Source organism: Weizmannia acidilactici, assembly GCF_008974225.1.
In the GTDB taxonomy this organism is placed as follows: domain Bacteria; phylum Bacillota; class Bacilli; order Bacillales; family Bacillaceae_C; genus Weizmannia; species Weizmannia acidilactici.
The window spans coordinates 1-26063 of sequence record NZ_BKZR01000032.1 but is presented as its reverse complement, the minus strand read 5'-3'; the positions used below and the strand labels follow the sequence as shown (position 1 = coordinate 26063).

The 26063-nt window shown below is 47.5% G+C and carries 24 protein-coding genes, 1 tRNA gene, 1 pseudogene and 1 riboswitch; of the genes and pseudogenes, 19 read left to right on the top strand and 7 right to left on the bottom strand.

Annotation, left to right across the window (positions count from 1 at the left end):
* Positions 1-12 precede the first annotated feature (12 nt).
* Together prpD and prpB are read left to right on the top strand one after the other, a co-directional pair.
* The gene (gene prpD, locus GBH70_RS11930) at positions 13-1461 is read left to right on the top strand and encodes a 2-methylcitrate dehydratase (RefSeq protein WP_151681261.1); all 1449 of its coding nucleotides are present in this window, start codon (positions 13-15) and stop codon (positions 1459-1461) included.
* A gap of 15 nt (positions 1462-1476) precedes the next feature.
* A complete protein-coding gene (prpB, locus tag GBH70_RS11925; RefSeq protein WP_151681260.1) occupies positions 1477-2391 on the top strand; it encodes a methylisocitrate lyase in 915 nt (304 codons plus the stop codon).
* A gap of 12 nt (positions 2392-2403) precedes the next feature.
* Here the strand turns inward: prpB and GBH70_RS17830 are convergent.
* Both GBH70_RS17830 and GBH70_RS17825 read right to left on the bottom strand, forming a co-directional pair.
* Positions 2404-2673: pseudogene (locus GBH70_RS17830) on the bottom strand (YsnF/AvaK domain-containing protein); the annotation flags it as partial.
* A gap of 105 nt (positions 2674-2778) precedes the next feature.
* Positions 2779-2922: a general stress protein gene (locus tag GBH70_RS17825; protein WP_172967534.1), complete on the bottom strand. Its 144-nt coding sequence runs from the start codon at positions 2920-2922 to the stop codon at positions 2779-2781.
* A gap of 117 nt (positions 2923-3039) precedes the next feature.
* Here GBH70_RS17825 and GBH70_RS11915 point away from each other — a divergent pair, with 117 nt between their 5' ends.
* The 6 genes from GBH70_RS11915 (at position 3040) to GBH70_RS11890 (ending at position 8324) form a co-directional block, all read left to right on the top strand.
* The gene (locus GBH70_RS11915) at positions 3040-4530 is read left to right on the top strand and encodes an amidase (RefSeq protein WP_151681258.1); all 1491 of its coding nucleotides are present in this window, start codon (positions 3040-3042) and stop codon (positions 4528-4530) included.
* A gap of 82 nt (positions 4531-4612) precedes the next feature.
* Positions 4613-5245 carry an RraA family protein gene (locus tag GBH70_RS11910; RefSeq protein WP_151681257.1) on the top strand — a complete coding sequence of 211 codons (633 nt, stop codon included), beginning with the start codon at positions 4613-4615 and terminating at the stop codon, positions 5243-5245.
* Positions 5246-5332: 87 nt separating this feature from the next.
* A riboswitch (TPP riboswitch) is annotated at positions 5333-5436 on the top strand.
* A gap of 75 nt (positions 5437-5511) precedes the next feature.
* Entirely contained in the window at positions 5512-5835 is a 324-nt protein-coding gene (locus GBH70_RS11905) for an MTH1187 family thiamine-binding protein (protein ID WP_151681256.1), read from the top strand.
* Positions 5786-6583 carry an ABC transporter permease gene (locus GBH70_RS11900; RefSeq protein WP_151681255.1) on the top strand — a complete coding sequence of 266 codons (798 nt, stop codon included), beginning with the start codon at positions 5786-5788 and terminating at the stop codon, positions 6581-6583. The genes GBH70_RS11905 and GBH70_RS11900 overlap by 50 nt, the downstream gene beginning before the upstream one ends.
* A complete protein-coding gene (locus tag GBH70_RS11895) occupies positions 6580-7578 on the top strand; it encodes an ABC transporter substrate-binding protein (protein WP_151681254.1) in 999 nt (332 codons plus the stop codon). The genes GBH70_RS11900 and GBH70_RS11895 overlap by 4 nt, the downstream gene beginning before the upstream one ends.
* Positions 7575-8324 (top strand): ABC transporter ATP-binding protein, encoded by a 750-nt coding sequence (locus tag GBH70_RS11890; RefSeq protein ID WP_151681253.1) that lies wholly within the window; start codon positions 7575-7577, stop codon positions 8322-8324. Before GBH70_RS11895 ends, GBH70_RS11890 begins: the two co-directional genes overlap by 4 nt.
* A 71-nt stretch (positions 8325-8395) precedes the next feature.
* Here the strand turns inward: GBH70_RS11890 and thrB are convergent, their stop codons facing one another.
* The 5 genes from thrB to GBH70_RS11865 all read right to left on the bottom strand — a co-directional run bounded on the left by thrB (position 8396) and on the right by GBH70_RS11865 (position 13145).
* Positions 8396-9316 (bottom strand): homoserine kinase, encoded by a 921-nt coding sequence (gene thrB / locus GBH70_RS11885; protein ID WP_151681252.1) that lies wholly within the window; start codon positions 9314-9316, stop codon positions 8396-8398.
* The gene (gene thrC, locus GBH70_RS11880; protein ID WP_151681251.1) at positions 9313-10377 is read right to left on the bottom strand and encodes a threonine synthase; all 1065 of its coding nucleotides are present in this window, start codon (positions 10375-10377) and stop codon (positions 9313-9315) included. Before thrC ends, thrB begins: the two co-directional genes overlap by 4 nt.
* Positions 10378-10380: 3 nt before the next feature.
* Complete coding sequence (locus GBH70_RS11875; RefSeq protein WP_151681250.1) at positions 10381-11676, bottom strand: homoserine dehydrogenase; 1296 nt, start codon at positions 11674-11676, stop codon at positions 10381-10383.
* A 116-nt stretch (positions 11677-11792) separates the two neighbouring features.
* Complete coding sequence (locus tag GBH70_RS11870; protein ID WP_151681249.1) at positions 11793-12572, bottom strand: arginase family protein; 780 nt, start codon at positions 12570-12572, stop codon at positions 11793-11795.
* A gap of 153 nt (positions 12573-12725) precedes the next feature.
* Positions 12726-13145 carry a DUF4064 domain-containing protein gene (locus tag GBH70_RS11865; RefSeq protein ID WP_151681248.1) on the bottom strand — a complete coding sequence of 140 codons (420 nt, stop codon included), beginning with the start codon at positions 13143-13145 and terminating at the stop codon, positions 12726-12728.
* A 148-nt stretch (positions 13146-13293) separates the two neighbouring features.
* Here GBH70_RS11865 and GBH70_RS11860 point away from each other — a divergent pair, with 148 nt between their 5' ends.
* The 11 genes from GBH70_RS11860 (at position 13294) to GBH70_RS11810 (ending at position 26039) form a co-directional block, all read left to right on the top strand.
* On the top strand, positions 13294-14748 hold the full coding sequence (locus GBH70_RS11860; RefSeq protein ID WP_151681247.1) for an NAD(P)H-hydrate dehydratase: 1455 nt from the start codon (positions 13294-13296) through the stop codon (positions 14746-14748).
* A gap of 65 nt (positions 14749-14813) precedes the next feature.
* A complete protein-coding gene (gene galU, locus GBH70_RS11855) occupies positions 14814-15698 on the top strand; it encodes a UTP--glucose-1-phosphate uridylyltransferase GalU (RefSeq protein WP_151681246.1) in 885 nt (294 codons plus the stop codon).
* A 191-nt stretch (positions 15699-15889) separates the two neighbouring features.
* Positions 15890-17005 (top strand): AbrB family transcriptional regulator, encoded by a 1116-nt coding sequence (locus GBH70_RS11850; RefSeq protein WP_151681245.1) that lies wholly within the window; start codon positions 15890-15892, stop codon positions 17003-17005.
* 8 nt (positions 17006-17013) lie between these two features.
* Positions 17014-17286 carry a YhdT family protein gene (locus GBH70_RS11845; RefSeq protein ID WP_151681273.1) on the top strand — a complete coding sequence of 91 codons (273 nt, stop codon included), beginning with the start codon at positions 17014-17016 and terminating at the stop codon, positions 17284-17286.
* A complete protein-coding gene (gene panF / locus GBH70_RS11840) occupies positions 17283-18731 on the top strand; it encodes a sodium/pantothenate symporter (protein WP_151681244.1) in 1449 nt (482 codons plus the stop codon). Before GBH70_RS11845 ends, panF begins: the two co-directional genes overlap by 4 nt.
* A gap of 102 nt (positions 18732-18833) precedes the next feature.
* A tRNA-Lys gene (locus GBH70_RS11835) sits at positions 18834-18906 on the top strand.
* Positions 18907-19259: 353 nt separating this feature from the next.
* Positions 19260-20201: a magnesium transporter CorA family protein gene (locus tag GBH70_RS11830; RefSeq protein WP_151681243.1), complete on the top strand. Its 942-nt coding sequence runs from the start codon at positions 19260-19262 to the stop codon at positions 20199-20201.
* Between the two features lie 388 nt (positions 20202-20589).
* The gene (adhE, locus tag GBH70_RS11825) at positions 20590-23202 is read left to right on the top strand and encodes a bifunctional acetaldehyde-CoA/alcohol dehydrogenase (RefSeq protein WP_151681242.1); all 2613 of its coding nucleotides are present in this window, start codon (positions 20590-20592) and stop codon (positions 23200-23202) included.
* A gap of 122 nt (positions 23203-23324) precedes the next feature.
* Positions 23325-24431, top strand: coding sequence for a DEAD/DEAH box helicase (locus GBH70_RS11820; RefSeq protein ID WP_151681241.1), 1107 nt, complete (start codon positions 23325-23327; stop codon positions 24429-24431).
* 78 nt (positions 24432-24509) lie between these two features.
* Positions 24510-25538 carry an IS1595 family transposase gene (locus GBH70_RS11815; RefSeq protein ID WP_151681240.1) on the top strand — a complete coding sequence of 343 codons (1029 nt, stop codon included), beginning with the start codon at positions 24510-24512 and terminating at the stop codon, positions 25536-25538.
* A gap of 63 nt (positions 25539-25601) precedes the next feature.
* Positions 25602-26039, top strand: a complete 438-nt coding sequence (locus tag GBH70_RS11810; protein WP_151681239.1) for an HIT family protein — start codon at positions 25602-25604, stop codon at positions 26037-26039.
* Positions 26040-26063: the final 24 nt, after the last annotated feature.

Sequence of the window (26063 nt, the reverse complement as noted above, 5' to 3'; positions counted from 1 at the left end):
GGAAAACAAAAAATGGCCGGTACAACAGCAGCAAATGAAAAAGTTGATAAAAGAGATGCATTGGTTGAAGAAATTGCACGTTATGTTTATGAAACGGAGATTACAAGTCCGGAAGCTTTTGAGACAGCGCGTTACGGGCTTTTGGACACGCTCGGCTGCGGTATCCTTGCCCTCCAGTTCCCGGAATGCGTAAAAATGCTCGGGCCGGTTGTGCCGGGAACGATTGTGCCGAACGGGACGCATGTGCCGGGTACTTCCTACGTGCTCGATCCAGTGCAGGGCGCGTTCAATATCGGCTGCATGATCCGCTGGCTCGATTATAATGATACTTGGCTTGCCGCGGAATGGGGCCATCCTTCCGATAACTTGGGCGGCGTCCTCGCAGTCGCGGATTATGTAAGCCGGACACGCGTGGCAAACGGGAAAGATCCACTAAAGATGCGCGATGTGCTCGAAGCTATGATTAAAGCCCATGAGATCCAGGGTGTGCTGGCTTTGGAAAACAGCTTAAACCGCATCGGGCTTGACCATGTATTATTTGTTAAAGTGGCAACGGCCGCTGTCACGGCAAAAATGCTCGGCGGGGGACTGGAAGAAATTATGAACGCCGTTTCCCATGCCTGGATTGATAATGCGCCTCTCCGCACATACCGTCATGCGCCGAATACCGGTTCACGCAAATCATGGGCAGCTGGTGATGCGACGAGCAGGGGCGTTGCACTTGCCCTCATCGCCATGAAAGGGGAAATGGGCTATAACACGCCGTTGTCCGCACCGGGCTGGGGCTTCCAGGATGTCCTCTTTAAAGGGAAAGAATTGACACTGGCACGGCCGCTCGGCTCCTATGTCATGGAAAATGTTTTATTCAAAGTATCGTATCCTGCCGAGTTCCATGCGCAGACAGCTGCGGAAGCTGCGGTAAAGCTCCATCCGCTGGTCGCCGAAAGGCTGGATGACATCCAGAGCATTACGATCACGACGCATGAGTCCGCGATCCGCATCATTGACAAAACAGGTCCGTTACGTAACCCTGCCGACCGCGACCACTGCATCCAGTATGTTACGGCTGTCGGTTTGATCAAAGGCAATATTACGGCCGATGACTATGAAGACGATGCAGCGAAAGATCCGCGCATCGATGCACTAAGGGAAAAAATGAGCGTAGTGGAAAACAAACAGTACAGCATCGACTACCTCGATCCGAACAAGCGCTCAATCGCCAATGCAGTGCAAGTCTTTTTCAAAGACGGCACGAGCACGGAAAAAGTCGAGGTTGAATATCCGCTCGGCCACCGCTTCAGAAGGGAAGAAGCGATCCCGAAAATCATCTGCAAGTTTTCGAATAACCTGGCGACCCATTATTCGGCCAAGCAGCAGGAATGGATCAAAGCAGCTTGCCTGCAGGGGGAAACGCTTGAAAAGATGAACGTGAATGAGTTTGTCAATCTATTTACCTTGTAGAAAGGGTGTTGCACCATGGTTTGGATTGTCAATCAGCCGTCTTCGCAGGAGGTGCTTGCAAAGCGGTTTAAAGAGCTGATGCAGGCGCCGGGCATTTTGCAAATCCCGGGCACACATGATGCAATGGCAGCATTGGTTGCGAAAAATACGGGTTTTGAGGCGCTTTACCTGTCCGGCGCCGCTTATACCGCCAGCAAAGGGATCCCGGATCTCGGCATGATCACATCGAGTGAAATGGCGGAGCGCGCGCGTGATATTGTGCGCGCGGCCGATCTCCCGGTGCTTGTCGATATTGACACCGGGTTTGGAGGTGTGCTGAATGTTGCCCGGACAGCGCGTGAAATGGTTGAAGTGGGGGTTGCGGCCGTGCAAATCGAAGACCAGCAGCTGCCTAAAAAATGCGGCCATTTGAACGGGAAACAGCTTGTTGAAGCGTCGGAAATGTGCGAAAAGATCAGGGCGCTGAAAGAAGTGGCTCCGACGCTTGTTGTCGTTGCCCGTACGGACGCAAGGGGTGTGGAAGGCGTGGAACAGGCTTTGGAGCGTGCAAATGCCTATGTAGAAGCAGGGGCGGATGCGATCTTCCCCGAAGCATTGCAATCTGCCGATGAATTCCGGATGTTTGTGGAAAAAATCAAAGCCCCACTTCTCGCGAATATGACAGAATTTGGCAGAACCCCGTATTACACCGCGGAAGAATTCGCGGATATGGGCTATGCGATGGTCATTTATCCGGTCACATCGCTGCGCGTCGCCGCAAAAGCATATGAACGGGTATTTGAAAAGATCAAAAACGAAGGCACGCAAAAAAATGCCCTTTCCGATATGCAGACAAGGAAAGAACTGTACGGCATCATTTCTTATGATGAGTTTGAAGCGCTCGACCGGTCGATTGCCAAGACGATTCTTCCGGTCACACCGGATAAATGAACATAAACCAGCCTAGAAAGGTTCTCCTTTCCGGGCTGGTTTTGCTGCTTTAATATTACCCGTTTGTCTTTTGTCCACTTTGCCTGTCCCTTTTTGCCTGACGTGGGCTTCCTCTTTTTTCACCGTTTCAGATATATGTTCAGTATCTTCGACAGTGCGTTTACCGATGACGATTTCTTCTGTTTTCCCCGGTTTTTTGGTCACTTCTACCCGTTCTTCTACGATCGGCACTTTAATCGTTTCCGAACCGTCAACGGCTACATCTGTTTTTCCATCTTCCAATAGTAATCAGTGGTAAAGAAATCTTTGATTTATCCCAAAGCGAACCGTTTTGTTCTTTTTGGAGTGTCGCCGAATGATCAACATTGCGCCGGTCCGGTTTTCTAGTTAACCAGTATCATTTCCATTCGTAATGACTGAAATATTGGAATTGCTGTAGCCTTTTGTGGTTAACCGGTCCACTGCATCAATCGTATCCTGCAGAGTTGGGGAAATGCCGACAACTTTTTTGATACGTCTATCTTTCTCCATTGAGATGATATTGGACTTTTACTCGGTAGAAATAGGAGTAACCAGGTTTCATAGACTTTGACAGGAACAGAAAATTCGGCAAATATAGAAATGAAAGCGAAAAATGGAGGGAAAACCATGGAAGAATCAGTCTACCTTTCCCAAGATGCCGTTGGGCTGGCCCAACTGATCAAGCGGAAAGAAGTGGATGCAAAAGAAGTGCTGGAAGCGGCAATCGACCGTATTGAAAAAACAAACCAGGGCTTGAATGCCGTAATCCGGACGCGTTATGAAAAAGCAAGGGCGGAAGCAGAACAGATCAATTTGGATCAACAGCCGTTTGCCGGAGTACCGGTGTTATTAAAGGATATTTCGCAGGCGGTAAAAGATGAACCCCTTGCATCCGGCTCGAAATTGCTGCAAGGAAACCTCGCCAGGGAAGATTCCTATTTTACGGCAACATTAAGAGAAGCAGGTTTTTTGATCCTCGGCCATACGAATGTGCCGGAATTCGGGCTGAAAAATATTACGGAACCCGAGTTGTACGGGCCGGCAAGAAATCCGTGGAACCCCGGGCATTCGCCGGGCGGATCAAGCGGGGGCGGGGCGGCTGCCGTCGCATCAGGAATGGTGCCGGTCGCAGGTGGAAATGATGGCGGCGGTTCCATCCGCATCCCGGCTTCTTTTACGAGTTTAATAGGATTAAAACCGACGAGGGGGCGGACGCCGGTCGGGCCGGGAAGGGGACGGCAATGGCAGGGTGCCGCGGTTGATTTTGTGCTTACACGGACGGTCAGGGACAGCGCAGCGCTTCTTGACGTACTGCAAACGTTCCAGCCGGAAGCCGCATTCCAAACACCGCTTTTTTCGGGCAGTTATTTACAAGAAATCGAACGCAGCGGCGTGAAGAAGTACCGGATCGCCTTCTCCGTTGAATCCCCGGTCGGAACACCCGTCAGCCGCGAAGCAAAGCAGGCTGTCTATGAAACGGCCAAATGGCTTGAAACGCAGGGGCATGAAGTGGAAGAAGCGGAAAACGGTGTGGACGGCAGGCGGCTGATGGAAAACTATTATTTGATGAACTGCGGGGAAATGGCCGCTGAAATGATAGACTTGGAAAAAGCAATGGGGCGCCTGCTTACAGAAAAAGACATGGAAATCGTTTCATGGGTGCTGTATCAAGCCGGAAAAAATGTAACAGCCGCCGAATATGCACGCAGCCTTGCCGAATGGGACACAGCCGCAGCACAAATGGCCGAATTCCATCAAACATACGATCTTTTTATGACGCCGGCCACCGCTTTTTCGGCACCGAAAATCGGGGAACTGACGCAAACTTGGGAGGAAAGGGAAAAACTGCTCCGGGTTACCGACCTGCCGAAAGAAAAACAGCAGGCCCTTGTCTATGAAATGTTTGAGCCGAGCCTGACATTTTCCCCGTTTACACAGTTGGCGAATTTAACCGGACAGCCGGCTGTCAGCGTGCCTGTCCATTTAACGGCAGACGGACTTCCGATTGGTGTCCAGTTGATTGCTCCAAAAGGAAATGAGCACTGGCTGTTTGATGTGTCCTGTGCGATTGAACAGTCCGAACTTTGGGTTGGGACGCAAGAAAATCTGAATTTTTGAAACCGATGCCAAAACAATATTTTCAAAGGTGTTTTTTCGCGGTACAATATAGTAAGAATAATCAAACAAAGGGAGCATGAACATGGAGATGATGATTGAACAGTTTTTACATTTGCCGACAACCTGCATATCCGATGCGATGAATGGAATGAACAACCTCGATCCGGAGATCAAGCCTTTAAACGATGGTTTTAGATTAGCCGGCCGGGCTTTTACAGTGAAAATGCCGGTCGGGGATAATCTTGCGGTGATTCAGGCAATACGGGAAGCAAAACCGGGGGATGTGCTGGTGATTGATTCAAAAGGCGATTTATACCGGGCGATTGCCGGTGATTTTGTTCTCGGGATGGCGAAAACGCTCGGCATCCAAGGTGTTGTCGTTGACGGCGTGATCCGCGATATTAAAGGAGTTTTGGCGTTGGATTTTCCGGTCTTTGCAAAAGGTACAACCGTTGCAGCCGGCGGAAAGGCGGGAAACGGCAAAGTGAATGTCCCAATCTCTTGCGGCGGCGTACCGGTACGCCCCGGGGATATCATTGTCGGGGATGCGGACGGGGTTGTTGTCGTGCCCCGGGAGAAAGAAGAAGAAGTCTATCAAAAAGCGGCGAATAAGCTGAGAAAAGACGAAGAGCGGGAAGCAAAGGTAAGCGGCAACCGCGAAGAGATTTTGAAATACTTGGACAAGATGCTGCAAAAAGCAGGGAAAACGGTGTAAACAATTTTTTGTTGTGCAACCGGGATTTCATGTTACAATAATAAACAGAAGGATTTGGTCCGCATTGATGATGAACAGAGCCGAATAGGAAAAGAGCAGGGGAGCCGGTTTGGCTGAGAGGATGCGGTTTGGCATCGACCCTTTAACCTGATCTGGATAATACCAGCGTAGGGAGCCATATAAAGAATCATGTTTTGGGAATGACTGGCTTTCTTGCGCACGCAATGAAAGCCTTTTTTATTTATTGACCAAAGGAGGAGAAAATCATGGGAAAATCAAAGCAAGTAACCGTTTCGTTTTCGGTGGTTCCGCATATCAAAACCGATGACTTATATGGTGTCGTCGACCGCGCGATTGAAGTGGTCCAAAAATCCGGCGTGCGTTATGAAGTCGGCGCGATGGAAACCACGATGGAGGGCGATTTGGACGAACTGCTTGAAATCATTAAAAAAGCGCAGGATGCCTGCATCGAAGCCGGGGCCATTGATGTGGTCACCTCGATCAAGATCCATTACCGCCCAAGCACCGGGGTGACGATTGATGAAAAAATTGCAAAGTACCGCACACAAGCGCCGCAGCCCGTTCGTTAACGCTTGCCTCACTGCTGCCTGGCTCGTCTTTCTGCTTTTTTTATGGCAGGCGGTTACGACAGGGTTTCATGTTAGTGAATGGATGCTGCCGAAGCCGACGGAGGTGTGGCAGGAAATGGCAGGCATGAAAGGGATGATTTGGCCCAATATTTGGCAAACTTTAAAAGAAGTACTGATCGGGCTAACCTTTTCCATTGCCATCGGTGCGGCCATTGCTGTCTTGATGGACATGGTTCCCATTTTCCGGGCGTTCATCCAGCCGCTGCTCGTGGTCTCGCAAACGGTACCGATTGTGGCGATTGCACCACTTCTCATCGTCTGGTTTGGTTTCGGCCTGCGCCCAAAAGTGATCGTTGTGATTTTGGTCTGCTTCTTTCCGCTGGCGTTAAGCATTTTGGAAGGGTTCCAAACCGTGGACAAGGATCTGATCAAACTTTTAAAGACGATGCATGCGACAAAATGGCAAGTGTACCGGAAAGTCAAATTTCCGGCTGTGCTTCCCTATTTTTATTCCGGCTTAAAAATCGCCGTTACATATAGTGTGATGGGCGCCATTATCGGCGAGTGGCTCGGCGCAAGCGAAGGGCTCGGCGTCATGCTGACAAGGGCAACGAAATCTTTTATGACCGCCCGCCTGTTTGCCATCTCGGCCATCATTGTAGCACTGACATTTCTTTTATATGGCGCCGTTGAAACGCTGCAAAGATTATCTGCGCCATGGTTTTACAGAAAGGAAGACGATCAATGAAAAAAATTTGGATTGTGCTATCTGCTGTTATGCTGCTTCTTGCGGCGGGATGCTCCGGCAGCGGGAAGAAAAGCAGCAGCAAAAAAGCGCTGCAAAAAGTGACGGTTGTACTGGACTGGTACCCGAACACAAATCATACCGGCCTGTATGTGGCCAAAACGAAAAACTACTATAAAAAACAAGGCTTGAATGTAAAAATCATCCAGCCCGGCGACAATATTACCGCTGAACAAATGGTTGCATCCGGCAAAGCCGATTTCGGGATCAGCTACCAGGAAAATGTGACAACAGCCCGGGTGGAAGGTATTCCGATTGTTTCGATTGCCGCCATTATCCAGCACAACACATCGGGTTTTGCTTCCCTGAAAAAGGACAATATCACCTCGCCGAAAGATTTTGAGGGGAAACGTTACGGGGGATGGGGCTCCCCATCTGAAGAAGCTGTGATTAAAACAGTCATGGAAAAATACGGTGCCGACTACAGCAAAGTCAAAAACATCGTGCTCGGGCAGACGGATTTTTTCAAATCGATCGGGCGTGAAGCCGATTTTGAATGGATTTATTACGGCTGGGACGGCATCCAGGCAGAGCGTGAAGGGAAAAAATTGAACATTATCCTGGTGAAAGATTTGGATCCTGCACTTGATTATTACAGCCCTGTCATTATTACAAGCGAAAAGCTGGCGAAAGATGATAAAAAACTTGTCAAATCTTTTATGAAAGCTACTGCGCAAGGATATGAGTTTTCGATTAAGCATCCGGAGCAGGCGGCCGATATTTTTATCAAAGACGTGCCGGATACAAATAAAGGCCTGATCCGTGCAAGCCAAAAATGGCTGAGCACAAAATACCAGGATGATGCGAAGGAATGGGGGGTTCAGAAGGAAGAAGTGTGGAGCAGGTATATGAACTTCCTTTATAAACATAAGGTCATCAAGAAAAAAATTGACATCAAAGCTGCCTACACAAATGAATTTCTTCCTGGACAGCCATGATGTACTTGCAAATTGACGGCGTTTCGAAAACGTTTGGGGGAAATAAAGTATTATCCGATATCCGCGCCGACATCCGGGAAGGCGAGTTTTGCGCATTTGTCGGCCCGAGCGGCTGCGGGAAAAGCACCTTGCTGAATATCATTGCCGGCATCGAAAAGGCGGACAGCGGGGAAGTGAGGCTCTGCAGCCGGCCGTCAGCTGTTCAGGATGCGATTAGTTTTATGCCACAGCAGGATTTGCTTTTGCCATGGCGGACCGCACTGCAAAATATCGTCCTTCCGCTGGAAATGAAGGGTATGCCGAAACGGGATCGTATTTCCAGGGGAAGGGATGTGCTTCGGCAATTCGGGCTGGAAGATTATGCGGACCACTATCCTTCTTCTTTATCCGGAGGCATGCGGCAGCGGATCAGTTTTTTGCGGACGTATTTGTGTGAAAAGCCGCTCATGCTGCTGGACGAGCCGTTCGGAAAGCTTGATGCTTTTACGAAAATGGATGTCCACCGCTGGCTTCTCGATTCATGGGAGAAAGGGAACCAGACAATCTTAATGGTGACCCATGATTTGGATGAAGCGATTTTGTTATCGGACCGCGTCTTTGTGATGTCGCAGCAGCCATCGTCAATTATCCACGAGCTGAAAGTGAACCTGCCGCGGCCGCGCAAACTGGACATGCTCGCTTCAGAAGAATTGAAAAAAGATAAGGATGAACTGTTAAGTGAACTTGCTTCCTTTTTAGGAAGGTGACAAGAATAAGCGGAACTGGCAATGTCGAATGATGAAAAAAGGTGTTGATGCCTGGGCATCAACACCTTTTTTTAATGATTCAGCATATTGAATGCCGCAAATTTTTCGACGACAAGGCCTGTATGGTCAATTTTGGCTGCTTCTACTGACATATGGGGAAAATGCGCCTGAAGCGTTTCCGCCATTGCTTCTGCACGACCGAACGGCACCAACGAAATGATCGTCGGGCCGGCGCCGCTGATCACAGTGCCGTATGCGCCGAGCGATTTGGCCAACTGCCGGATTTCCATAAATTCCGGAATTAATTTGATCCTGTACGGTTCATGAAAACGGTCCTGCTCCATCATTTTGCCGGCCAGTTCATACTGCCCGCCGATGAGTGCGGCGATGAAAAGATTGCTGGCTGCGCTCCCCTTTACAGCTTCTTTCCTAACATAAAATTCAGGGAGCACTTTCCGCGCGTCTTCTGTTTTCAGTTCATAATCCGGGATAAACAGCAGCAAATCGGCCATAATGTCAAAAAATGGTACAACTTCGAATCGTCCGTCCCCATGCTCCGCCGAGACAATCAGCCCGCCAAATAACGACGCAGCAACATTATCGGGATGCCCCTCAATCTTGGAAGCGAGATCCAGTTTCTCCTGCGGGGAAAGGCCGAGATTTCCGGCGTAGTTGGCCAGTTCTATTCCGGCGACCACAGCCGAGGCGCTGCTTCCGAGCCCGCGGGCGAGAGGGATTTCGCTGTCTACAACCACTCTGCACGGGGCAAGAGAAGCGTGATACAAATCAGCGGTTTGCCGTGCAATTTTTAAGATAAAAGGATCATCGTCTGCCGGCAGCGGCGGCAAAAGCGGCGAAACCTGCTCAAAAACCCATTCATCATGATCATATACTTCGAGCGTCAAAAAGCGGTTAAGCGCCATCCCGACAGAGTCAAATCCGGGCCCGAGGTTTGCCGTGCTGGCGGGCACGCGGATTGTCAACCTGTTCATACATGGATCACATTTGAAAGATAGTCCATCACGGCTTTTTCATTAGCCGGCAGCACGGCAGGCCGGACATTTACTTGTGACATGGCAGTTTGCGGATCTTTTAATCCGTTTCCGGTGAGGACGGCAACAACCTTGCTTCCTTTTTTGATCTGTCCCGTTTTCACCTGCTTGATCACACCGGCGATTGAAGCGCATGAACCGGGTTCGGCGAAAATCCCTTCATTGCGGGCAAGCAGCTGGAAAGCTTCCAAAATTTCCGGGTCTGAAACCGAATCGATGTCACCGTTGGATTCATCGCGGGCAGTAACAGCCAATTTCCAGCTTGCCGGATTGCCGATGCGGATTGCCGTTGCAACGGTTTCCGGATTTTCGATGACGCGGTTTTGGACAATCGCCGCGGCGCCCTCCGCCTCAAAGCCGTGCATTTCCGGCAACCCTGTCCGGAACTTTTCATGGAATTCTTTAAACCCTTTCCAATAAGCACTGATGTTTCCGGCATTTCCGACCGGGATCGCAAGCACATCCGGCGCCGAACCGAGCTGTTCGCAAATTTCGAATGCGGCCGTTTTTTGGCCTTCCAAACGGTAAGGGTTGACGGAGTTTACAAGCGTGACCGGCGATGTTTCGCTCACCTTCCTTACGATTTTCAGCGCTTGGTCAAAATTGCCTTCAATTTCTACAATTTCCGCTCCGTACATCACTGCCTGGGCTAGTTTGCCGAGTGCGATTTTTCCGCTCGGAATGACGATAATCGCGCGGATCCCCGCTTTGGCCGCGTATGCAGCAGCAGAAGCCGAGGTATTTCCGGTTGAAGCGCAAATCACCGATTTGCTGCCGTTTTCGATCGCTTTGGCGACGGCCACCACCATACCGCGGTCTTTAAAAGATCCGGTCGGGTTTAAGCCTTCAAATTTTCCGTACAGTTCCACGCCGAGTTTTTCCGAGAGGCGCGCAAATGGAATGAGCGGTGTATTTCCTTCATATAAAGTCAGTTCCGGTGTCTTGTCTGTTACGGGTAAAAATGCTTCATACTGTATTAATAATCCTGGCCATTGATTCATATTTTACGCCTCTCCTTCAACAAGGTAATAGCTGTTCACTTCTTTAACGACAGGCATTTCGTTTAATTGCAGCAGTACTTTTTGGAAACGGTCAAGCGAAACTTTATGGGTTACAATGATGATTTCCGCAAGTTCATCCCGTTTATCAGGCGTCTGCAAAATCCGTTTAAAACTGATGTCCAATGCACTGAACGCAGAGGTAATTTTTGAAAAAGCGCCGACCTGATCCTTTAAATGCAAGCGGATATAAAACTGACCGTAGCGCTGATCGAGCGGCATCAATTTCCGTTCAAAGCGCGGGCCCCGCAAATTCCTGCCGTTCACACCGAGCTGCATGTTTTTAATGGCGGCGACCACATCGCTCACCACAGCTGTTGCAGTTGGCATGCTTCCGGCGCCCGGACCGTAAAACATCGCCTCTCCGATTGCTTCCCCGTTGATATAGACGGCGTTGAATTCATTTTTGACTGAAGCGAGCGGATGATTTTGGGCTACAAAAGTCGGCTGCACGCAGACTTCGATTTGCTCATCCTGGCACTCCGCCACACCGATCAGCTTCATCGTATAACCGAGCGTTTTCCCGTAATGCAAATCTTCCGATGATAGATTCGTAATCCCTCCCACCTCCACATCTTCCAGTTTTACATTTGTATAGAATGCAAGCCTTGCCAAAATCGCCATTTTCCTCGCCGCATCGAGTCCTTCCACATCCGCGGTCGGGTCGGCTTCGGCAAATCCAAGCGCCTGCGCATCTCTTAGCGCTTCTTCGTACGAAACACCTTCATCCATCATTTTCGTCAAAATGAAATTCGTTGTTCCATTGACAATGCCCATTACTTTTTGGATCCGGTCGGAAACAAGTCCGTCAGTCAGTCCCCGGATAATCGGGATCCCGCCGCCGACGCTCGCTTCATACAGTAGGTCGCATTGGTTTTTCCAGGCAAGTTCCTGGAGTTCCGGGCCGTATAAAGCGATTAAATCTTTATTGGCGGTGACAACATGCTTTTTATTTTCCAGCGCCTTTATAATGTATTGGCGAGCTTCGTTGACGCCACCCATCACTTCGACCACTACATCAATTTCCGGATCATTCAATATGTCATCGGGATTTAAGGTAATCGAGGCGGGATCAATTTCTATATCGCGGTCTTTTTCGATGTCGCGCACCAATATGCGTTTCACCTTCACTTCATATCCAAGCTGATGGACTAGTTCTTCCTGATGCTGGCGGATTAGTTTGACGACGCCGCAGCCGACGGTCCCTAAGCCGAGCAAGCCGATTGAAACGTCCGTTTTCATTTGATCACACCTCTTTATGTATTTTTGAAGAGAACAAATGTCTTTGTATAGTAGACATTAAAACATGATTAAAGAGGAAGATCAAGACTTTCTTTTTAAAAAAGTAGGAAAAATTTTTATGCACCAACAACGTGTCGGGGTTCCGCCTGCAGGCACAGTGCCAATATTTCTGCGTTGACCGCATCATTTTTACGGATGATGCCGGAAGCATGCGGCAAAAAGCGTTCGGCTGGTGAGACTGGGGTTTCCCCGCATATATCAATGCCGAAAACCTGTTTTTCTTCGAGAATAGCTGCTATATACGAAAATAGTTCCTGCTTGTCCATTACGCCCTGGTCCCAGTTTGTTTCGGCAAAATCCGGATCAAGGACATCTTTATCAATGCTGATGTAGGTCATATCGGTATGGATGGCTGATAAAACCAAATTACGGTCTTCATGATGCTGTTTCGTAAAAGGGAAAATTTGGACGGAATACGGAGGGCGGAAGTGTGCTTGAATCGAAGTCGGTCCGATCATGACCACTTTTTCAAGAAGCGGGTTGGTTTTCAGGGCGTAAGAGACCCAAGACCCGCATGAGAGCATTTTTTGTTCAAAACCGTTATCCATGTCGGGATGATTGTCGAACAGCACAAGGGTGAAAGGCTTTGGCGCCTCTTTTAAAAGCAGAGAAGAAACATAGTGGTAGTTGCCGCTGCCGAGAAAAGTAATGCCCCTTTGCGTACGGCGTTTCAGTGCGGCTTCAATTTTGCGGAGGGAATCTTCTTCGCAAAAAAGATTCGTATGGTGCAAGTTTTTTAGATTAATGGTTTCATGTGTAAAAGACTGGACTGTTTTCTGGTCGTCGTACGTTTCATCAAATGCCAAAATCGTTACACCTTTATGCAATAAACCCATCTTTCTCCATCTCCTTTAAGAATAATCGATCGGCTGCAAACAGGTTTCCTTGATGGCGGAATATTGAAACGATATTTGTTTCTATTCTATCATATTTGCCGGGGAATATGGAAAAAAGCCTTTCCCCTTTAAGAAAGAAAGGCTTATGTCCCGTTAATCAATTGCTTTCGGCACTTTTCGTACAAGGCTCATAGTGCCGGCGATCAGATAAAGCAATGCCGGAAGCCAGCCGATCCCGATGGAAAAAAAGAACATGAGCAAAGCCCCGATAATCAGCAAAATGCCTGCCAGTTTTGGGCCTTTATTGCCCCTTAGTTTTACAGCTGCAACAATGCCGAGCACCATGCCGATGGCAAGGATTACCGCAAGGCCCCAGCCGAGTGCCTGGAACGTATCCAATGCTTTTTGAACGTCGGCTTGCTGCAAAGCGGGTTCGTTATTGATTTCCTTTTGAAATTGGTTTACAAAATCCTGGTTTTTCAGCACAGCCGCGACAAAAATCACCATCAGCGCGGCAAGCCCGTTTAAGATCGCCCCAATCACACTCAGCACGATTTCACCGGTCCGTTTCATTCATTGCACCCCTTTTCTAAAATCTTATCAAAAGCATTCCTTCAAATACATACGTACAAAACAAGAAAAGGATTCTAAAATCGCAAATTTTATGTTCCTGCGCGCTGCCAGTGTTACAATAAAACTATCGGGATGGAGGTGTGTACTGATGTATATTTATACAAGCAGGGAACTCAAAGAGGCGGATCAATTGGCTGCTTCTTTAGGAATGGAAACGTTTGCGTTGATGGAAAATGCCGGGAGCGGCTTGTACCGGGAACTCGCCCCGTTGCTTTCGAAAGAGGAAGACGTTGCCATCCTTTCCGGCGAAGGAAACAACGGCGGCGACGGGATCGTGCTTGCCCGTTATTTAAAGCTGAACGGATACAAAGCGGACTTGATTTTTCCGTTAGGGCTGCCGCAAACAAAAGAAGCTTCACAGCATTTTTCCTATTTTAAAGCGTGCGGCTTTGAAGAGACCCCTTTTGGCCAAGGAAAAAAATACGACTGGATCATTGACGGGCTGCTCGGCGTCGGTGTGAAGCTTCCGTTAAGGGGGGAGCTAAAGGATGTCACAAAATGGATCAATGCGCAAGGTGCGAAAGTTGTGGCGATTGATGTGCCGACGGGTGCGGCGAGCGATACGGGCGAGGCGGATGAACACGCGGTTCGTGCGGATTACACATTTTCGCTACACGGGTTTAAGCCGTCAAGTTTTTTATTCCCTTCTTCCGATTATTTTGGGGAGACCCGGGTTATTGATATCGGTTTGCCGCAGACTTCCACATGGAAGGTGTGGACGGAAGAGGATGTTGCCCGCACGCTGCCGAAACGGGACGGCAATGTACATAAAGGTACATACGGCACAGGGCTTTTGGTTGCCGGGAGCGATGATATGCCGGGCAGCGCGGCACTGGCTGCAATCGGCGCCATGCGGATGGGCATTGGAAAGCTGTCGGTATTTACGGAAAGCGGCGCCAAAAATGTAATCGCCGCGCTCGTACCGGAAGCAACTTATATTCAAAGGGATTTTTCAAAGAAAATCGGAGACCTTGGCCAAAAATTTGCCGGGATTGCCATCGGTCCGGGGATTGAACCGAATGAGGCGTTTGAAGCCTTTATTGCTGCTGCATTTCAAGAACCGTTGCCGGTCGTGCTTGATGCAGGGGCGTTAAGCAAAAGGACGTACCCGAAAAGGACGGCACCAGTGATTGTAACGCCGCACCCGGGAGAATTTTCGCGTATGATAGATATACCTTCTAAAACCATTGCGGCCGACCGGATCCGGCTTGCTTCAGCTTATGCACGGGAACAGGGCGTTGTTGTCGTATTGAAAGGACAGTACGCGGTTATTGCTTTTCCGGACGGCAGCGGCATTGTAAACCCGACCGGCAACGGCAGCCTGGCAAAAGGTGGAAGCGGAGATACACTGACAGGCATGCTCTTGGCAAATATATGTACGCATGATAACATCAAAGAAGCGGTTGCGAATGCCGTTTACATACACGGCGCCTGCGCAGACCTTTGGATCCGGGAAAACGGCGCTGCAACGCTCACAGCACATGATTTTTCCCAACTGCTCCCAAGAGTCATGCATAAATTGGAAAAGCTTTGCGTAAATTAGTCTGAAAAAGAGAAGCGCCACCCCATTCGAAAGTGGGGATTGTTTAACAAAGAGGTGATAGAAATATGCAGAAAATCAAAAAGGCGATTATCCCGGCAGCCGGTTTAGGCACACGTTTTCTGCCTGCAACAAAGGCGATGCCGAAAGAAATGCTTCCGATTGTCGACAAGCCTACGATCCAATATATTGTGGAAGAGGCAATAGACTCGGGCATTGAAGACATCATCATCGTAACCGGGAAAGGAAAACGGGCGATTGAAGATCATTTTGACCATGCTTTTGAATTGGAAGATAATTTGATTGCAAAAGAAAAATTCGATCTGCTTGAAAAAGTGCGTCAGCCTGCCGAAGTGGATATCCATTATATCCGGCAAAAAGAACCTAAAGGGCTGGGGCATGCCATTTGGTGTGCGCGCAAATTTATCGGGAATGAACCGTTTGCGGTGCTGCTTGGCGACGATATCATTCAGGCCGAACCGCCTTGTTTAAAACAAATGATAGATGTATTTGAAGAAGTCCAGTCAAGTGTGATTGCGGTCATGGAAGTGCCAAGGGAAGAAACGGACCGCTACGGCATCATTGACCCGCTCGGCCAAAAGGGTCGTTTGTACGACGTGAAAGGCTTTGTCGAAAAGCCGAAAGTGGAAGAGGCACCGTCCAATGTGGCGATTATCGGGCGCTATATTTTAACGCCGGAAGTCTTTAATTTCCTAGAACTGCAGCAGGTCGGCTCCGGGGGCGAAATTCAGCTAACCGATGCCATTGAAAAACTGAATGGCATCCAAAAAGTGTATGCTTATGCATATGATGGGAAGCGCTACGATGTCGGAGAAAAGTTCGGCTTTATCAAATCAACGATTGAAATGGCGCTCACCCGCGACGATCTGCGGGATGAACTGCTCAAGTATCTCGAAGATTTACAGTTGAAAATCAAAAACCATCTTATATAAAGGCTATGGATTGTTATCCGCCGCTCATCCTGCGGTTTTCCCGGTAACCGATCGGCGCCTGTTTTCGGCAGTGCCAGCATCTGCCGAAAACAGGCGCTTTTTTGATTTTACATGTCCAATTTTGGTTAGGATTGAAAAAATCGCCAACAAGTTTTAAGATGAAAACAGAAATAGAATGAAAGAGTGATGGAATGAAATCGCTGTATTTCAACGGGGAACATCTGGCGGCAAGGATCCTTTTCACGCTTGCCTGGTCACTTATAGGCGGTTATTTGTTCAGCCTTATCCATCTGCCGCTTCCGTGGTTGCTTGGATCTTTGGCCGCCGTCATGGCCGGTTCGCGGATCGGAAAGGTGAGGCTGTACTGGCCGCAACAGTTGCGTAATGCAGGGCTTATTATTGTAGGCTATACGATCGGGCTGTCTTTTACGAAGCAGGCGATCAAGGAAATGGTGCTGCAGCTGCCGCTCATGCTTTCCGTTACGGTGCTTTTGCTGCTTGCGAGCGCCGCTTTTGCCTGGGTGGTGTCGAAAGCGACCGGAATCAACTATCCGACGATTTTAACCGGCAGCATACCGGGCGGCTTATCACAAATGGTCACATTGGCGGAAGAAATGAAAGGCATTGACCTGACCGTGGTGACCTTTATCCAGGTGACAAGGCTGCTCATGATTGTGTTTTGCATCCCGCTCCTTGTGTTTAGCCCGCTTTTTCATGGCCCGGGCACAGGGGAAGCCGTTCGGCATACAGCTGGCAGCTGGCATGACCTGTCCCCGAATATTTTCCTTTTTGCCGTTATGTGCACCGTCTTCGGTATGCTCGGGAAAAAATTGAAACTGCCGACACCTTTCCTGCTCGGGCCGATTCTTGCCACCTGCCTGCTGAATCTCGCCGGGGTCGGTGGAAGCCGTTTGCCGCAATTGTTCATTGATATTTCACAAATCTTAATGGGCGCTTACCTCGGATTGATGATGAAACCGGAACAATTGAAAAATAAAGCAAGGGTCAGTTCCCTCTCTATCTTAACGGGCGCCGGGTTAATCACGGCTTCATTTTTTCTCGGATTTATTCTTGTAAAATTATACGGAGCGTCAGTGGTAACAAGTTTCCTGAGCGTTGCGCCAGGGGGGATGGACCAGATGGGGCTTTTGGCGCAGGAAGTCCATGCGAATCTATCGGTTGTTTCATCCTATCAAATGTTCCGGATTTTCTTCATTTTAACAGCGGTGCCGCCCGTATTAAGGTGGCTGTTTAAGCGCAGGCTACCGGCGGCTAAACAAGTAAATGGAAAGGAAGGCACACCTTGAAAAAAAGACTGGAAACAGAAGATAAAAGATTTAAACAGGCGCACAAGGAGGCTCTAATCGGCGTCGGGCTTGTCGTGTTTAATTTTTTATGGTGGTACGGTTTTGCTTACGGGCTCGGTTCGCGCCCCGTAAAATCGTTCCATTATGTGTTTGGGATGCCCGCATGGTTTTTTTACAGCTGCATTGCCGGATACATCGTTGTCACGCTGCTTGTCATCGTACTGGTCAAATTCTTTTTCCGTGACATTCCTTTTGATGGCGAAAAGGGGGGCGAGCCATGAATTGGCCGGTCATTACCCCATTGCTTATTTTTCTTATTACCATTTTTGCCGTTGGTTTCTGGGCCAATCAATACGTCATCAAAACACACTCCTTTGTACAGGAGTATTTTCTCGGGGAACGGCAGCTAGGTGGTTTTATCCTCGCAATGACAATGGTGGCAACGTACGGAAGCGCGAGCAGTTTCATCGGCGGACCGGGCGTGGCATACACGCAGGGGCTCGGCTGGGTGCTGCTAGCCATGGCGCAACTTTCAACAGGCTATTTCGTCCTGATGGTGCTCGGGAAAAAATTTGCTATCATGGCGCGTAAATACGAAGCGGTCACGTTGATTGATTTTTTAAAAGGGCGTTACCAGAGCGATGCGGTTGTTATTTTATCGGCTTTAAGCATCATCATTTTCCTTTTTTCGTCCATGACGGCGCAGTGGATCGGCGGCGCGCGGCTCGTTGAATCGCTGACCGGTATGTCGTATACGGCATCCCTGTTGATTTTTGCCGCTTCGGTCACTTTATTTGTGATTGTCGGCGGATTCAGGGCTGTCGCGGTTACCGATGCGGTCCAGGGCGTTGTGATGTTTACGGGGACATTGATTTTATTCGTGGCTACGGTCAAAGCGGGCGGCGGCATGGACCATATCATGACCAAGCTAGCCGCGCAAAATCCGGATTTGATTACCCCGTTCGGTGTTGGCCATGGGCTCAAGCCTGTATACGTATCGTCCTTTTGGATTTTGGTCGGAGTCGGTGTGGCCGGTTTGCCGCAAATTACGGTGCGCGCAATGTCTTATAAAAATTCACAGGCGATGCACAGGGCAATTATCATTGGAACCATTGTCGTCGGCTTCATCATGCTCGGCATGCATTTAATCGGTGTTATGGCGCGTGCCGTCATGCCCGGCGTGAAAATACCGGATACGGTGATGCCGCTTTTGTCCATGAAGGTGCTGCCGCCATTTTTTGCCGGTATTGTCCTCGCCGCCCCGATGGCTGCCATTATGTCGACTGTTGATGCCCTACTGATTTTGGTCAGCTCCGCGCTTGTGAAGGATATTTATTTAAATTATGTGAAACGAAACGCTTCCATCAAACATATCAAGGCGGCCAGTTTCGGCGTGACCGCGGCGATGGGGATCATTGTTGTACTGCTCTCCCTCAGCCCGCCGAACCTGATTGTGTGGCTCAATTTGTTTTCCTTCGGCGGATTGGAATCCGTATTTATTTGGCCGGTGATATTCGGGCTGTATTGGAAGAAAGGCAACAAATACGGCGCCGTTGCTTCCATGGTGCTTGGCATGGGCTCTTATATTTTGTTTGACCGGCTCCATCCGAACCCGTTCGGCATGCATACGGTCGTGCTGCCGATTTTGATTTCATGCGCAGGATTTATCGCGGCAAGCCTCTTGTTCAGACATAAAGCAGCCGCCATTCCGGTAAAAACGGAGTGAGCCTTAAATAGTGAAAACCCATTTCACACCTGTTGGCGGGCAGGAAAAATTTTATTCTTGCCCGCATCTAGAAATTGTGCTAATATATTTATTGTCATCAGCGGGACATTAGCTCAGTTGGGAGAGCAGCTGACTCTTAATCAGCGGGTCGTGGGTTCGAGCCCCTCATGTCCCATAGCAAAGCAATATAATCGGCATGATGTGCGGTTATATTGCTTTTTTTATACTTAAAAAAACTTTTCCTGGACGTGGAGTACGAAAAATTGTCCAGCAAAAAAATAACGGGCGGACATATTCACGCATACTATATTGTGGTATAATAAGGTGGTTGCGGAAATCGGCCGCAAATCATCATACAAGGAAAAAAGGAGATGATAACTTATGGATTCAGACGCGCATCCGAGGTCGTACATGAAACATACGCAAGAGGAAGTCTTCATACTGACCTCATCAAATCCAAAAGGTTATCAATCTCTGGAAGAGTAAAGTATGCATGAGCTTCCTCAAAATACAAGAGGAGGTGGCTGCATGTTAAATATATATTTAACGAATGAAAGCGGCAAACTGCAAGAAATAGACACCTTGTCAAAAGGGTGCTGGATGAACCTTGTGAATCCGACAGAAGAAGAAATCAATTGGGTCGTACAACAAACCAATATTCCGGTTGATTTTATTAAAGACCCTTTGGATGTTGACGAACGCTCACGTATTGAAAAAGAAGACGATGATATTTTAATCATTGTCGGCCTTCCTGTAAAGGTAAAAGACGATGTGGACTCCGCGCTGTATGATACCATTCCGCTCGGGATTATCGTCACGCCTTTTTATTTCATTACCGTTTGCCTGCAGGAAAATCCGATAATCGGAAAATTTATCCACAGGCGGGTACGGGGATTTTACTCCTACATGAAAACGAGATTTACCCTTCAAATCCTTTATGAAATTGCAAGCTATTATTTGAATTACTTGAAATATATTGACCGCCGATCGAGCCTGATCGAACGCGAACTGCACGAGTCGATGCGGAATGAAGAACTTTTTGAACTTCTGAGCCTCGAAAAAACGCTCGTTTATTTTACCACTTCTCTGAAAGCCAACAAAATTGTGATGGAAAAAATGACGCGGCAGCATTTCTTGAAAGTGTATGAAGATGATATGGATCTGCTGGATGATGTCATGATTGAGGTCAAACAGGCGATTGAAATGTGTGAAGTGCACAGCAACATTTTAAGCGGCATGATGGATGCGTATGCGTCAGTCATTTCCAATAACGTGAACGCTGTAATGAAATTTTTGACAACCTTCACGATTATCCTGTCACTGCCGACGATGGTTTCCAGTTTTTTCGGCATGAACTTGCAAGGCATGCCATGGCATTCAAGTGCGCACGGTTTCTGGATGGCTTTCCTGACCTCATTGATACTTTCCTGTGTAACGGCTGTCATTTTTTGGAAGAAAAAATATTTTTGAAACAGTTAGCTGTGGGGAGATGTTTTTGCATAAAATTCATCTCCTTTTTTATTTTTCATTGTGAATGCGCATTTTTCACAAGTGAGATCTTTGTATATATGTGCATATTTATTCATCAAAAATGAAAGCACTTACAACAGTGAAATAATAAAAACATTTATTTTAATTGAACCTAAGCAGCAAAGCAATATTTTTTGAAAAAGGATTATTAATCTTTTATTCATTTGTCACAAATCAGACACAGTTATATTATGTGAAATCGTTTATAATGGAGTCAAGAGGAAGAGATGCCTCACAACACATATTTGTGAACTCATTCACAATTATATTTTTTTTGGTTTTGCATGTGAAAATTTTCACAAAACCTTTTTGAATGGAGGCCACGATCATGGCGGATGATGAAAAAGTTGTAGACAAATCAGCTCAAATTACGGAAATGGTGGATTCGCTCGTAGCCAAAGGGCAAAAAGCGCTGCGCGAATTTATGGAGTTAAGCCAAGAACAAGTGGATCACATTGTGAAACAAATGGCACTGGCAGGTTTGGAACAGCATATGGTGCTGGCAAAAATGGCAGTCGAAGAGACGAAACGCGGCGTCTACGAAGATAAAATTACGAAAAACCTATTTGCGACGGAATATATTTACCACAACATCAAATACAACAAAACCGTCGGCATTATTGAAGAAAATGAAAATGAAGAAATTGTAAAAATCGCTGAACCGGTCGGCGTCATTGCAGGGGTTACACCGGTTACCAACCCGACTTCAACAACAATGTTTAAAGCTTTGATTTCGATTAAAACAAGAAATCCGATCATTTTTGCGTTCCATCCGTCCGCGCAAAAATCAAGCAGCTATGCGGCGAAAGTGATGCTCGATGCAGCTGTTAAAGCGGGGGCGCCGGAAAACTGCATCCAATGGATCGAAAAACCGGCCATTGAAGCCACACAGCAATTAATGAACCATCCGGGCATCTCGCTCATTCTTGCAACGGGCGGATCGGGCATGGTGAAATCCGCGTACTCGAGCGGCAAACCGGCTCTCGGCGTCGGACCCGGCAACGTTCCTTGCTATATTGAAAAAACCGCAGATATTCAAAGGGCCGTCAACGACTTAATATTATCTAAAACGTTTGACAACGGCATGATCTGCGCATCCGAACAAGCGGTTATTATTGACAAAGAAATTTACGATCAAGTGAAGAATGAATTGATCGCAAACAAATGCTATTTCTTAAACGAAAGCGAAAAGAAAAAAGTCGAAAAAACCGTGATCAACGAAAAAACGCAATCGGTGAACGGCGCGATTGTCGGCAAACCGGCCTATGAAATCGCAAAAATGGCGGGAATCGATGTTCCGGAAGATACAAAAATTTTAATTGCGGAACTCTCCGGCGTTGGTCCTGACTATCCGCTTTCAAGGGAAAAACTGAGTCCGGTTCTTGCCTGCTTCAAAGCAAACAGCACGAAACAAGGTTTTGAATTTGCGGAAGCGATGCTGGAATTCGGCGGCCTTGGCCACTCAGCCGTCATCCATTCGCAAAATGATGAAGTGATCAAACAATACGGTTTAAGGATGAAAGCCGGCCGCATTATCGTAAACTCTCCGTCTTCCCAAGGGGCAATCGGCGACATTTACAACGCCTACATGCCTTCTTTGACACTGGGCTGCGGCACATTCGGCGGTAACTCTGTTTCTACAAACGTCGGCGTCATCAACCTGTATAACGTAAAAACAATGGCAAAACGGAGAGTCAATATGCAATGGTTTAAAATTCCGCCACGCGTCTATTTTGAAAAGAATTCGGTACAGTACCTGGAAAAAATGCCTGACATCTCGAGCGCTTTTATCGTCACCGACCCGGATATGGTAAAGCTTGGCTATGTCGATAAAGTATTGTACTATTTAAGAAAACGCCCGGACTATGTCCACTGTGAAATTTTCTCTGAAGTAGAGCCGGATCCTTCCATTGAAACGGTACGCAAAGGCGCAGCGGCGATGGAAAGCTTCCAGCCGGACGTAATTATTGCGCTGGGCGGCGGTTCTGCGATGGACGCGGCCAAAGGCATGTGGCTGTTCTATGAACATCCGGAAGTCGACTTCAATGAATTAAGGCAGAAATTTATGGATATCCGCAAACGGGTTGCAAAATTCCCGAAACTCGGCCAAAAAGCGCAGCTTGTATGTATCCCGACAACGTCCGGAACCGGATCTGAAGTAACATCTTTTGCCGTTATTTCGGATAAAAAGAACAATATGAAATACCCGCTGGCGGACTATGAATTGACGCCGGATGTAGCGATCATTGACCCGCAATTCGTCATGACGGTGCCGAAATCGGTCACTGCGGATACCGGGATGGATGTTCTGACGCACGCGATTGAAGCATACGTTTCGAACATGGCCAATGACTATACGGACGGCCTGGCAATCAAAGCAATCCAGCTTGTCCACGAATTCCTGCCGAGAGCGTATGCGGACGGTAATGATGCGTTGGCGCGCGAAAAAATGCACAATGCATCGACCCTGGCAGGGATGGCATTTTCGAACGCATTCTTGGGCATCAACCATTCTCTTGCCCATAAAATCGGCGCCGAATTCCATATTCCGCACGGCCGCGCCAATGCCATTTTACTGCCGCACGTGATCCGCTATAATGCGGTGAAACCGAAAAAATTTGCGGCATTCCCGAAATACGAGCATTTCACAGCCGACAAGCGCTATGCAGAGATCGCAAGAATCCTCGGCCTTCCAGCCAGTACAACAGAGGAAGGCGTAGAGAGCCTCATCCAGGAGATCATCCGGATGGCGAAAATGTTCAACATGCCGCTCAGCCTTAGAGCAGCCGGCGTGAAAAGGGCAGACTTCGAAAAACGCGTTTCCCTGCTTGCAGACCGTGCATTTGAAGACCAATGCACGCCTGCTAACCCGAAACTGCCGCTTGTCAGCGAATTGGAGGAAATTTTGCGCAAAGCTTTTGACGGTGTTGAAGAAAAGTAATCATGATACAATCAGCCCGGTGCCGGCTCCCGTTTTGAAGGGCTGCCGGTCCGGGTTCTTTTCTTTTCCGGCCGGGGTAGTGTATGATAAAAGCACTGAAAAACAAATGTTAGGAGAAAAAAATGGGAAACACTATCGTTCATTCGCTACAGACTTTTTTGCGGCAAAATTGGGACAAATCTTCGTTTGAACACCTTACGGGCGTGCAGGAAAAAACAATCCCGCTTGTTTTAGATGGCCGGGATGTGATCGCGGAATCGCCGACAGGATCCGGAAAAACGCTCTCCTATCTGCTACCGGTGCTCGAGCGTATCGAAACCGGAAAGAAAAATGTCCAGGCCGTGATTTTGGCCCCATCAAAGGAACTCGTCATGCAAATTACGGCGGAAATCGGAAAATGGGCGGAGGGAAGCGGCATCCAGGCTGCTTCGCTGATCGGCGGTGCAAATGTGAAAAGGCAGATTGAAAAACTGAAAAAGCACCCGCAAATTGTGGCCGGCACACCCGGGCGCATCCTGGAACTGATCCGGCAGAAAAAATTGAAAATGCATGAAGTAAGAACGATTGTGCTCGATGAAGGGGACCAGCTTCTTGGGAAAGAATACAGCGGCACAGTTGGAAAAATTGTCAAATCCGCTCTGCGGGACTGCCAGTTGCTGCTTTTTTCGGCGACTTTACCTGAAGCAGTCGTCCAAAAGGCAAAAGAACTGATGAAAGATCCGATGCTTGTCCACGTTAAAGTAGATCATGCGGCACAACCGGTAGAGCATGTATATATCGTAACCGGCGACCCCCGCGATAAAATCGAACAGCTGCGCAAAATTGCCCGTATGGGTGGTGTCCGGGCGCTTGTATTTTTGAATGACAGATGGGATGTTTCGGTTGCGGCGGAAAAACTGCGATATAAAGGAATTGTTGCTGCCGAACTGCATGGCGATATGCGGAAGGAAGAACGGGAAAAAGCGGTCCGGCTGTTCCGGAACGGGGCTGCTCCGCTCCTTTTGGCAACAGATGTGGCTGCGCGCGGTTTGGATATTCCTTCGATTACCCATGTGATCCATTTTGATTTGGCGGAGGATGTTTCCCGGTACGTGCACCGTTCAGGGAGGACAGGCCGGCTCGGATCCATTGCAGGCACCGTTATTTCCCTCGTTACGCCAAAAGAAGAAACCGTTTTGAAAAAATATGCAAAAGCGAGGGATTTGGATTTAAAAAGAAGGCTCTGTTAAAGAACATTGTTGATATTTGAAACGCAACCAAGTTCTTGCTATAATTACAATTAGAACAAAGGTTCGGGAGTGTTAATGATGGACAAAGCGTTCAGTAACCTATTAAAATACATCGACAAGTTACCCCATACTAAAAAGGAACGAGTATATCAATGGGTAAAACGTTATGTTGACCCGACCTCTTCCGTTGGTGGTAGATTGATTAACGAAATGAGGGAAACTCGTTTTAAAGATGGTTTCGAGTGTCCCCATTGTACATCTGAACACGTTGTTCGATTCGGAAAAGTCAAGGGTCGTCAACGGTATCGTTGTAAAAGTTGCCTTAAAACCTTTACGGATACGACTAACCCCGTTCTTTTTCGCACCCGAAAAGGTGATGAATGGATTACATTTGTGGATTGTATGTTCAAAGGCTACTCCCTGCGTAAATCGGCTGAAATCGTAGGGGTTACTTGGGTTACACTTTTTTACTGGAGACATAAACTGCTATCCGCCTTAAAGCAAATGGATTTTGACCATTTTGAAGGTATCGTTGAAGTTGACGATACCTATTTCTTGTACTCTCAAAAAGGGCAACGTGGCATTACAGAACGGAAGCCTCGAAAACGTGGAGGAAAATCCAAACACAGAGGAATCAGCCACGAACAAGTATGTGTTCTTGTTGCAAGAGACCGTACAAAAGCAACCGTCTCCAAAGTATCTTGTATGGGGCGTATTGTAAAAACCAAAATTGAAACTATCATTGGTACTAAACTATCGTCTGACAATGTGCTTGTTACAGATGCTTGGAGAGCATACAAAACCTATGCAAAAGAAAAAGGGTTAAAGCATTACCGAATCAAATCCGATGATGGAAAGCACGTTATAAAAGGCTTATATCACATTCAAAATGTCAACAGTTTTCATTCTCGGATGAAGAAGTGGATTGACCGTTTTAAAGGTGTGGCTACAAAATATCTTGATAATTACCTTGCTTGGTTCTTGTTTATAGATAGTCGCAGTAATGAAAGCACAAAACACAATATCAAAGAGTTCCTACTATCCTCATTTGTATTTGAAATGACCGATACTTATGATAGTTTACGTTTATCTAAATTCAGTGTGTAATTTATGAATAAAGTTTTCTTTTCCGACTAACTAAACAGATTACGAAGAAAAAGGGGGAAACATATGCCACAAGAAAAGTATTGTTTAGGAAGTGAATTAGCAAACAAAAAACTACCAGTTTATGTTGTGTACGAAGATGAGTATGTGACTTGTATCTTAGACCACGCTCCCTTTAATGATGGACATACTTTGATACTACCAAAGAAACATTTTAAAGAAGTGGAAGAACTCAATGTGGATACAGCAAATGCAATTATGAAGGCATCTATACTTGTTTCAAAGGCTATTAAGTTATTGTATAAACCTGATGGTATTACAATTTGTCAAAATGGTGGTATTTTTAATGAATTAACCCATTATCATATGCATATTGTACCAAGATACGAAAATCAGTCTTTTTCAGATTTTTACTTAGAAGATGAGACAGAAAATGATAATAAAGTAAAAAATCTTAGGGACGTAATGTTAAAATTACAAGAGGCAATATACGCTGTTAAATAATAATCTGTATCAGCTAACGATGGC

Coding starts and splice junctions, on each gene's coding strand:
- prpD (WP_151681261.1), top strand. CDS start 13: ATGGCCGGTACAACAGCAGCAAATGAAAAAGTTGATAAAAGAGATGCA.
- prpB (WP_151681260.1), top strand. CDS start 1,477: ATGGTTTGGATTGTCAATCAGCCGTCTTCGCAGGAGGTGCTTGCAAAG.
- GBH70_RS17825 (WP_172967534.1), bottom strand. CDS start 2,922: ATGGAGAAAGATAGACGTATCAAAAAAGTTGTCGGCATTTCCCCAACT.
- GBH70_RS11915 (WP_151681258.1), top strand. CDS start 3,040: ATGGAAGAATCAGTCTACCTTTCCCAAGATGCCGTTGGGCTGGCCCAA.
- GBH70_RS11910 (WP_151681257.1), top strand. CDS start 4,613: ATGGAGATGATGATTGAACAGTTTTTACATTTGCCGACAACCTGCATA.
- GBH70_RS11905 (WP_151681256.1), top strand. CDS start 5,512: ATGGGAAAATCAAAGCAAGTAACCGTTTCGTTTTCGGTGGTTCCGCAT.
- GBH70_RS11900 (WP_151681255.1), top strand. CDS start 5,786: ATGAAAAAATTGCAAAGTACCGCACACAAGCGCCGCAGCCCGTTCGTT.
- GBH70_RS11895 (WP_151681254.1), top strand. CDS start 6,580: ATGAAAAAAATTTGGATTGTGCTATCTGCTGTTATGCTGCTTCTTGCG.
- GBH70_RS11890 (WP_151681253.1), top strand. CDS start 7,575: ATGATGTACTTGCAAATTGACGGCGTTTCGAAAACGTTTGGGGGAAAT.
- thrB (WP_151681252.1), bottom strand. CDS start 9,316: ATGAACAGGTTGACAATCCGCGTGCCCGCCAGCACGGCAAACCTCGGG.
- thrC (WP_151681251.1), bottom strand. CDS start 10,377: ATGAATCAATGGCCAGGATTATTAATACAGTATGAAGCATTTTTACCC.
- GBH70_RS11875 (WP_151681250.1), bottom strand. CDS start 11,676: ATGAAAACGGACGTTTCAATCGGCTTGCTCGGCTTAGGGACCGTCGGC.
- GBH70_RS11870 (WP_151681249.1), bottom strand. CDS start 12,572: ATGGGTTTATTGCATAAAGGTGTAACGATTTTGGCATTTGATGAAACG.
- GBH70_RS11865 (WP_151681248.1), bottom strand. CDS start 13,145: ATGAAACGGACCGGTGAAATCGTGCTGAGTGTGATTGGGGCGATCTTA.
- GBH70_RS11860 (WP_151681247.1), top strand. CDS start 13,294: ATGTATATTTATACAAGCAGGGAACTCAAAGAGGCGGATCAATTGGCT.
- galU (WP_151681246.1), top strand. CDS start 14,814: ATGCAGAAAATCAAAAAGGCGATTATCCCGGCAGCCGGTTTAGGCACA.
- GBH70_RS11850 (WP_151681245.1), top strand. CDS start 15,890: ATGAAATCGCTGTATTTCAACGGGGAACATCTGGCGGCAAGGATCCTT.
- panF (WP_151681244.1), top strand. CDS start 17,283: ATGAATTGGCCGGTCATTACCCCATTGCTTATTTTTCTTATTACCATT.
- GBH70_RS11830 (WP_151681243.1), top strand. CDS start 19,260: ATGTTAAATATATATTTAACGAATGAAAGCGGCAAACTGCAAGAAATA.
- adhE (WP_151681242.1), top strand. CDS start 20,590: ATGGCGGATGATGAAAAAGTTGTAGACAAATCAGCTCAAATTACGGAA.
- GBH70_RS11820 (WP_151681241.1), top strand. CDS start 23,325: ATGGGAAACACTATCGTTCATTCGCTACAGACTTTTTTGCGGCAAAAT.
- GBH70_RS11815 (WP_151681240.1), top strand. CDS start 24,510: ATGGACAAAGCGTTCAGTAACCTATTAAAATACATCGACAAGTTACCC.
- GBH70_RS11810 (WP_151681239.1), top strand. CDS start 25,602: ATGCCACAAGAAAAGTATTGTTTAGGAAGTGAATTAGCAAACAAAAAA.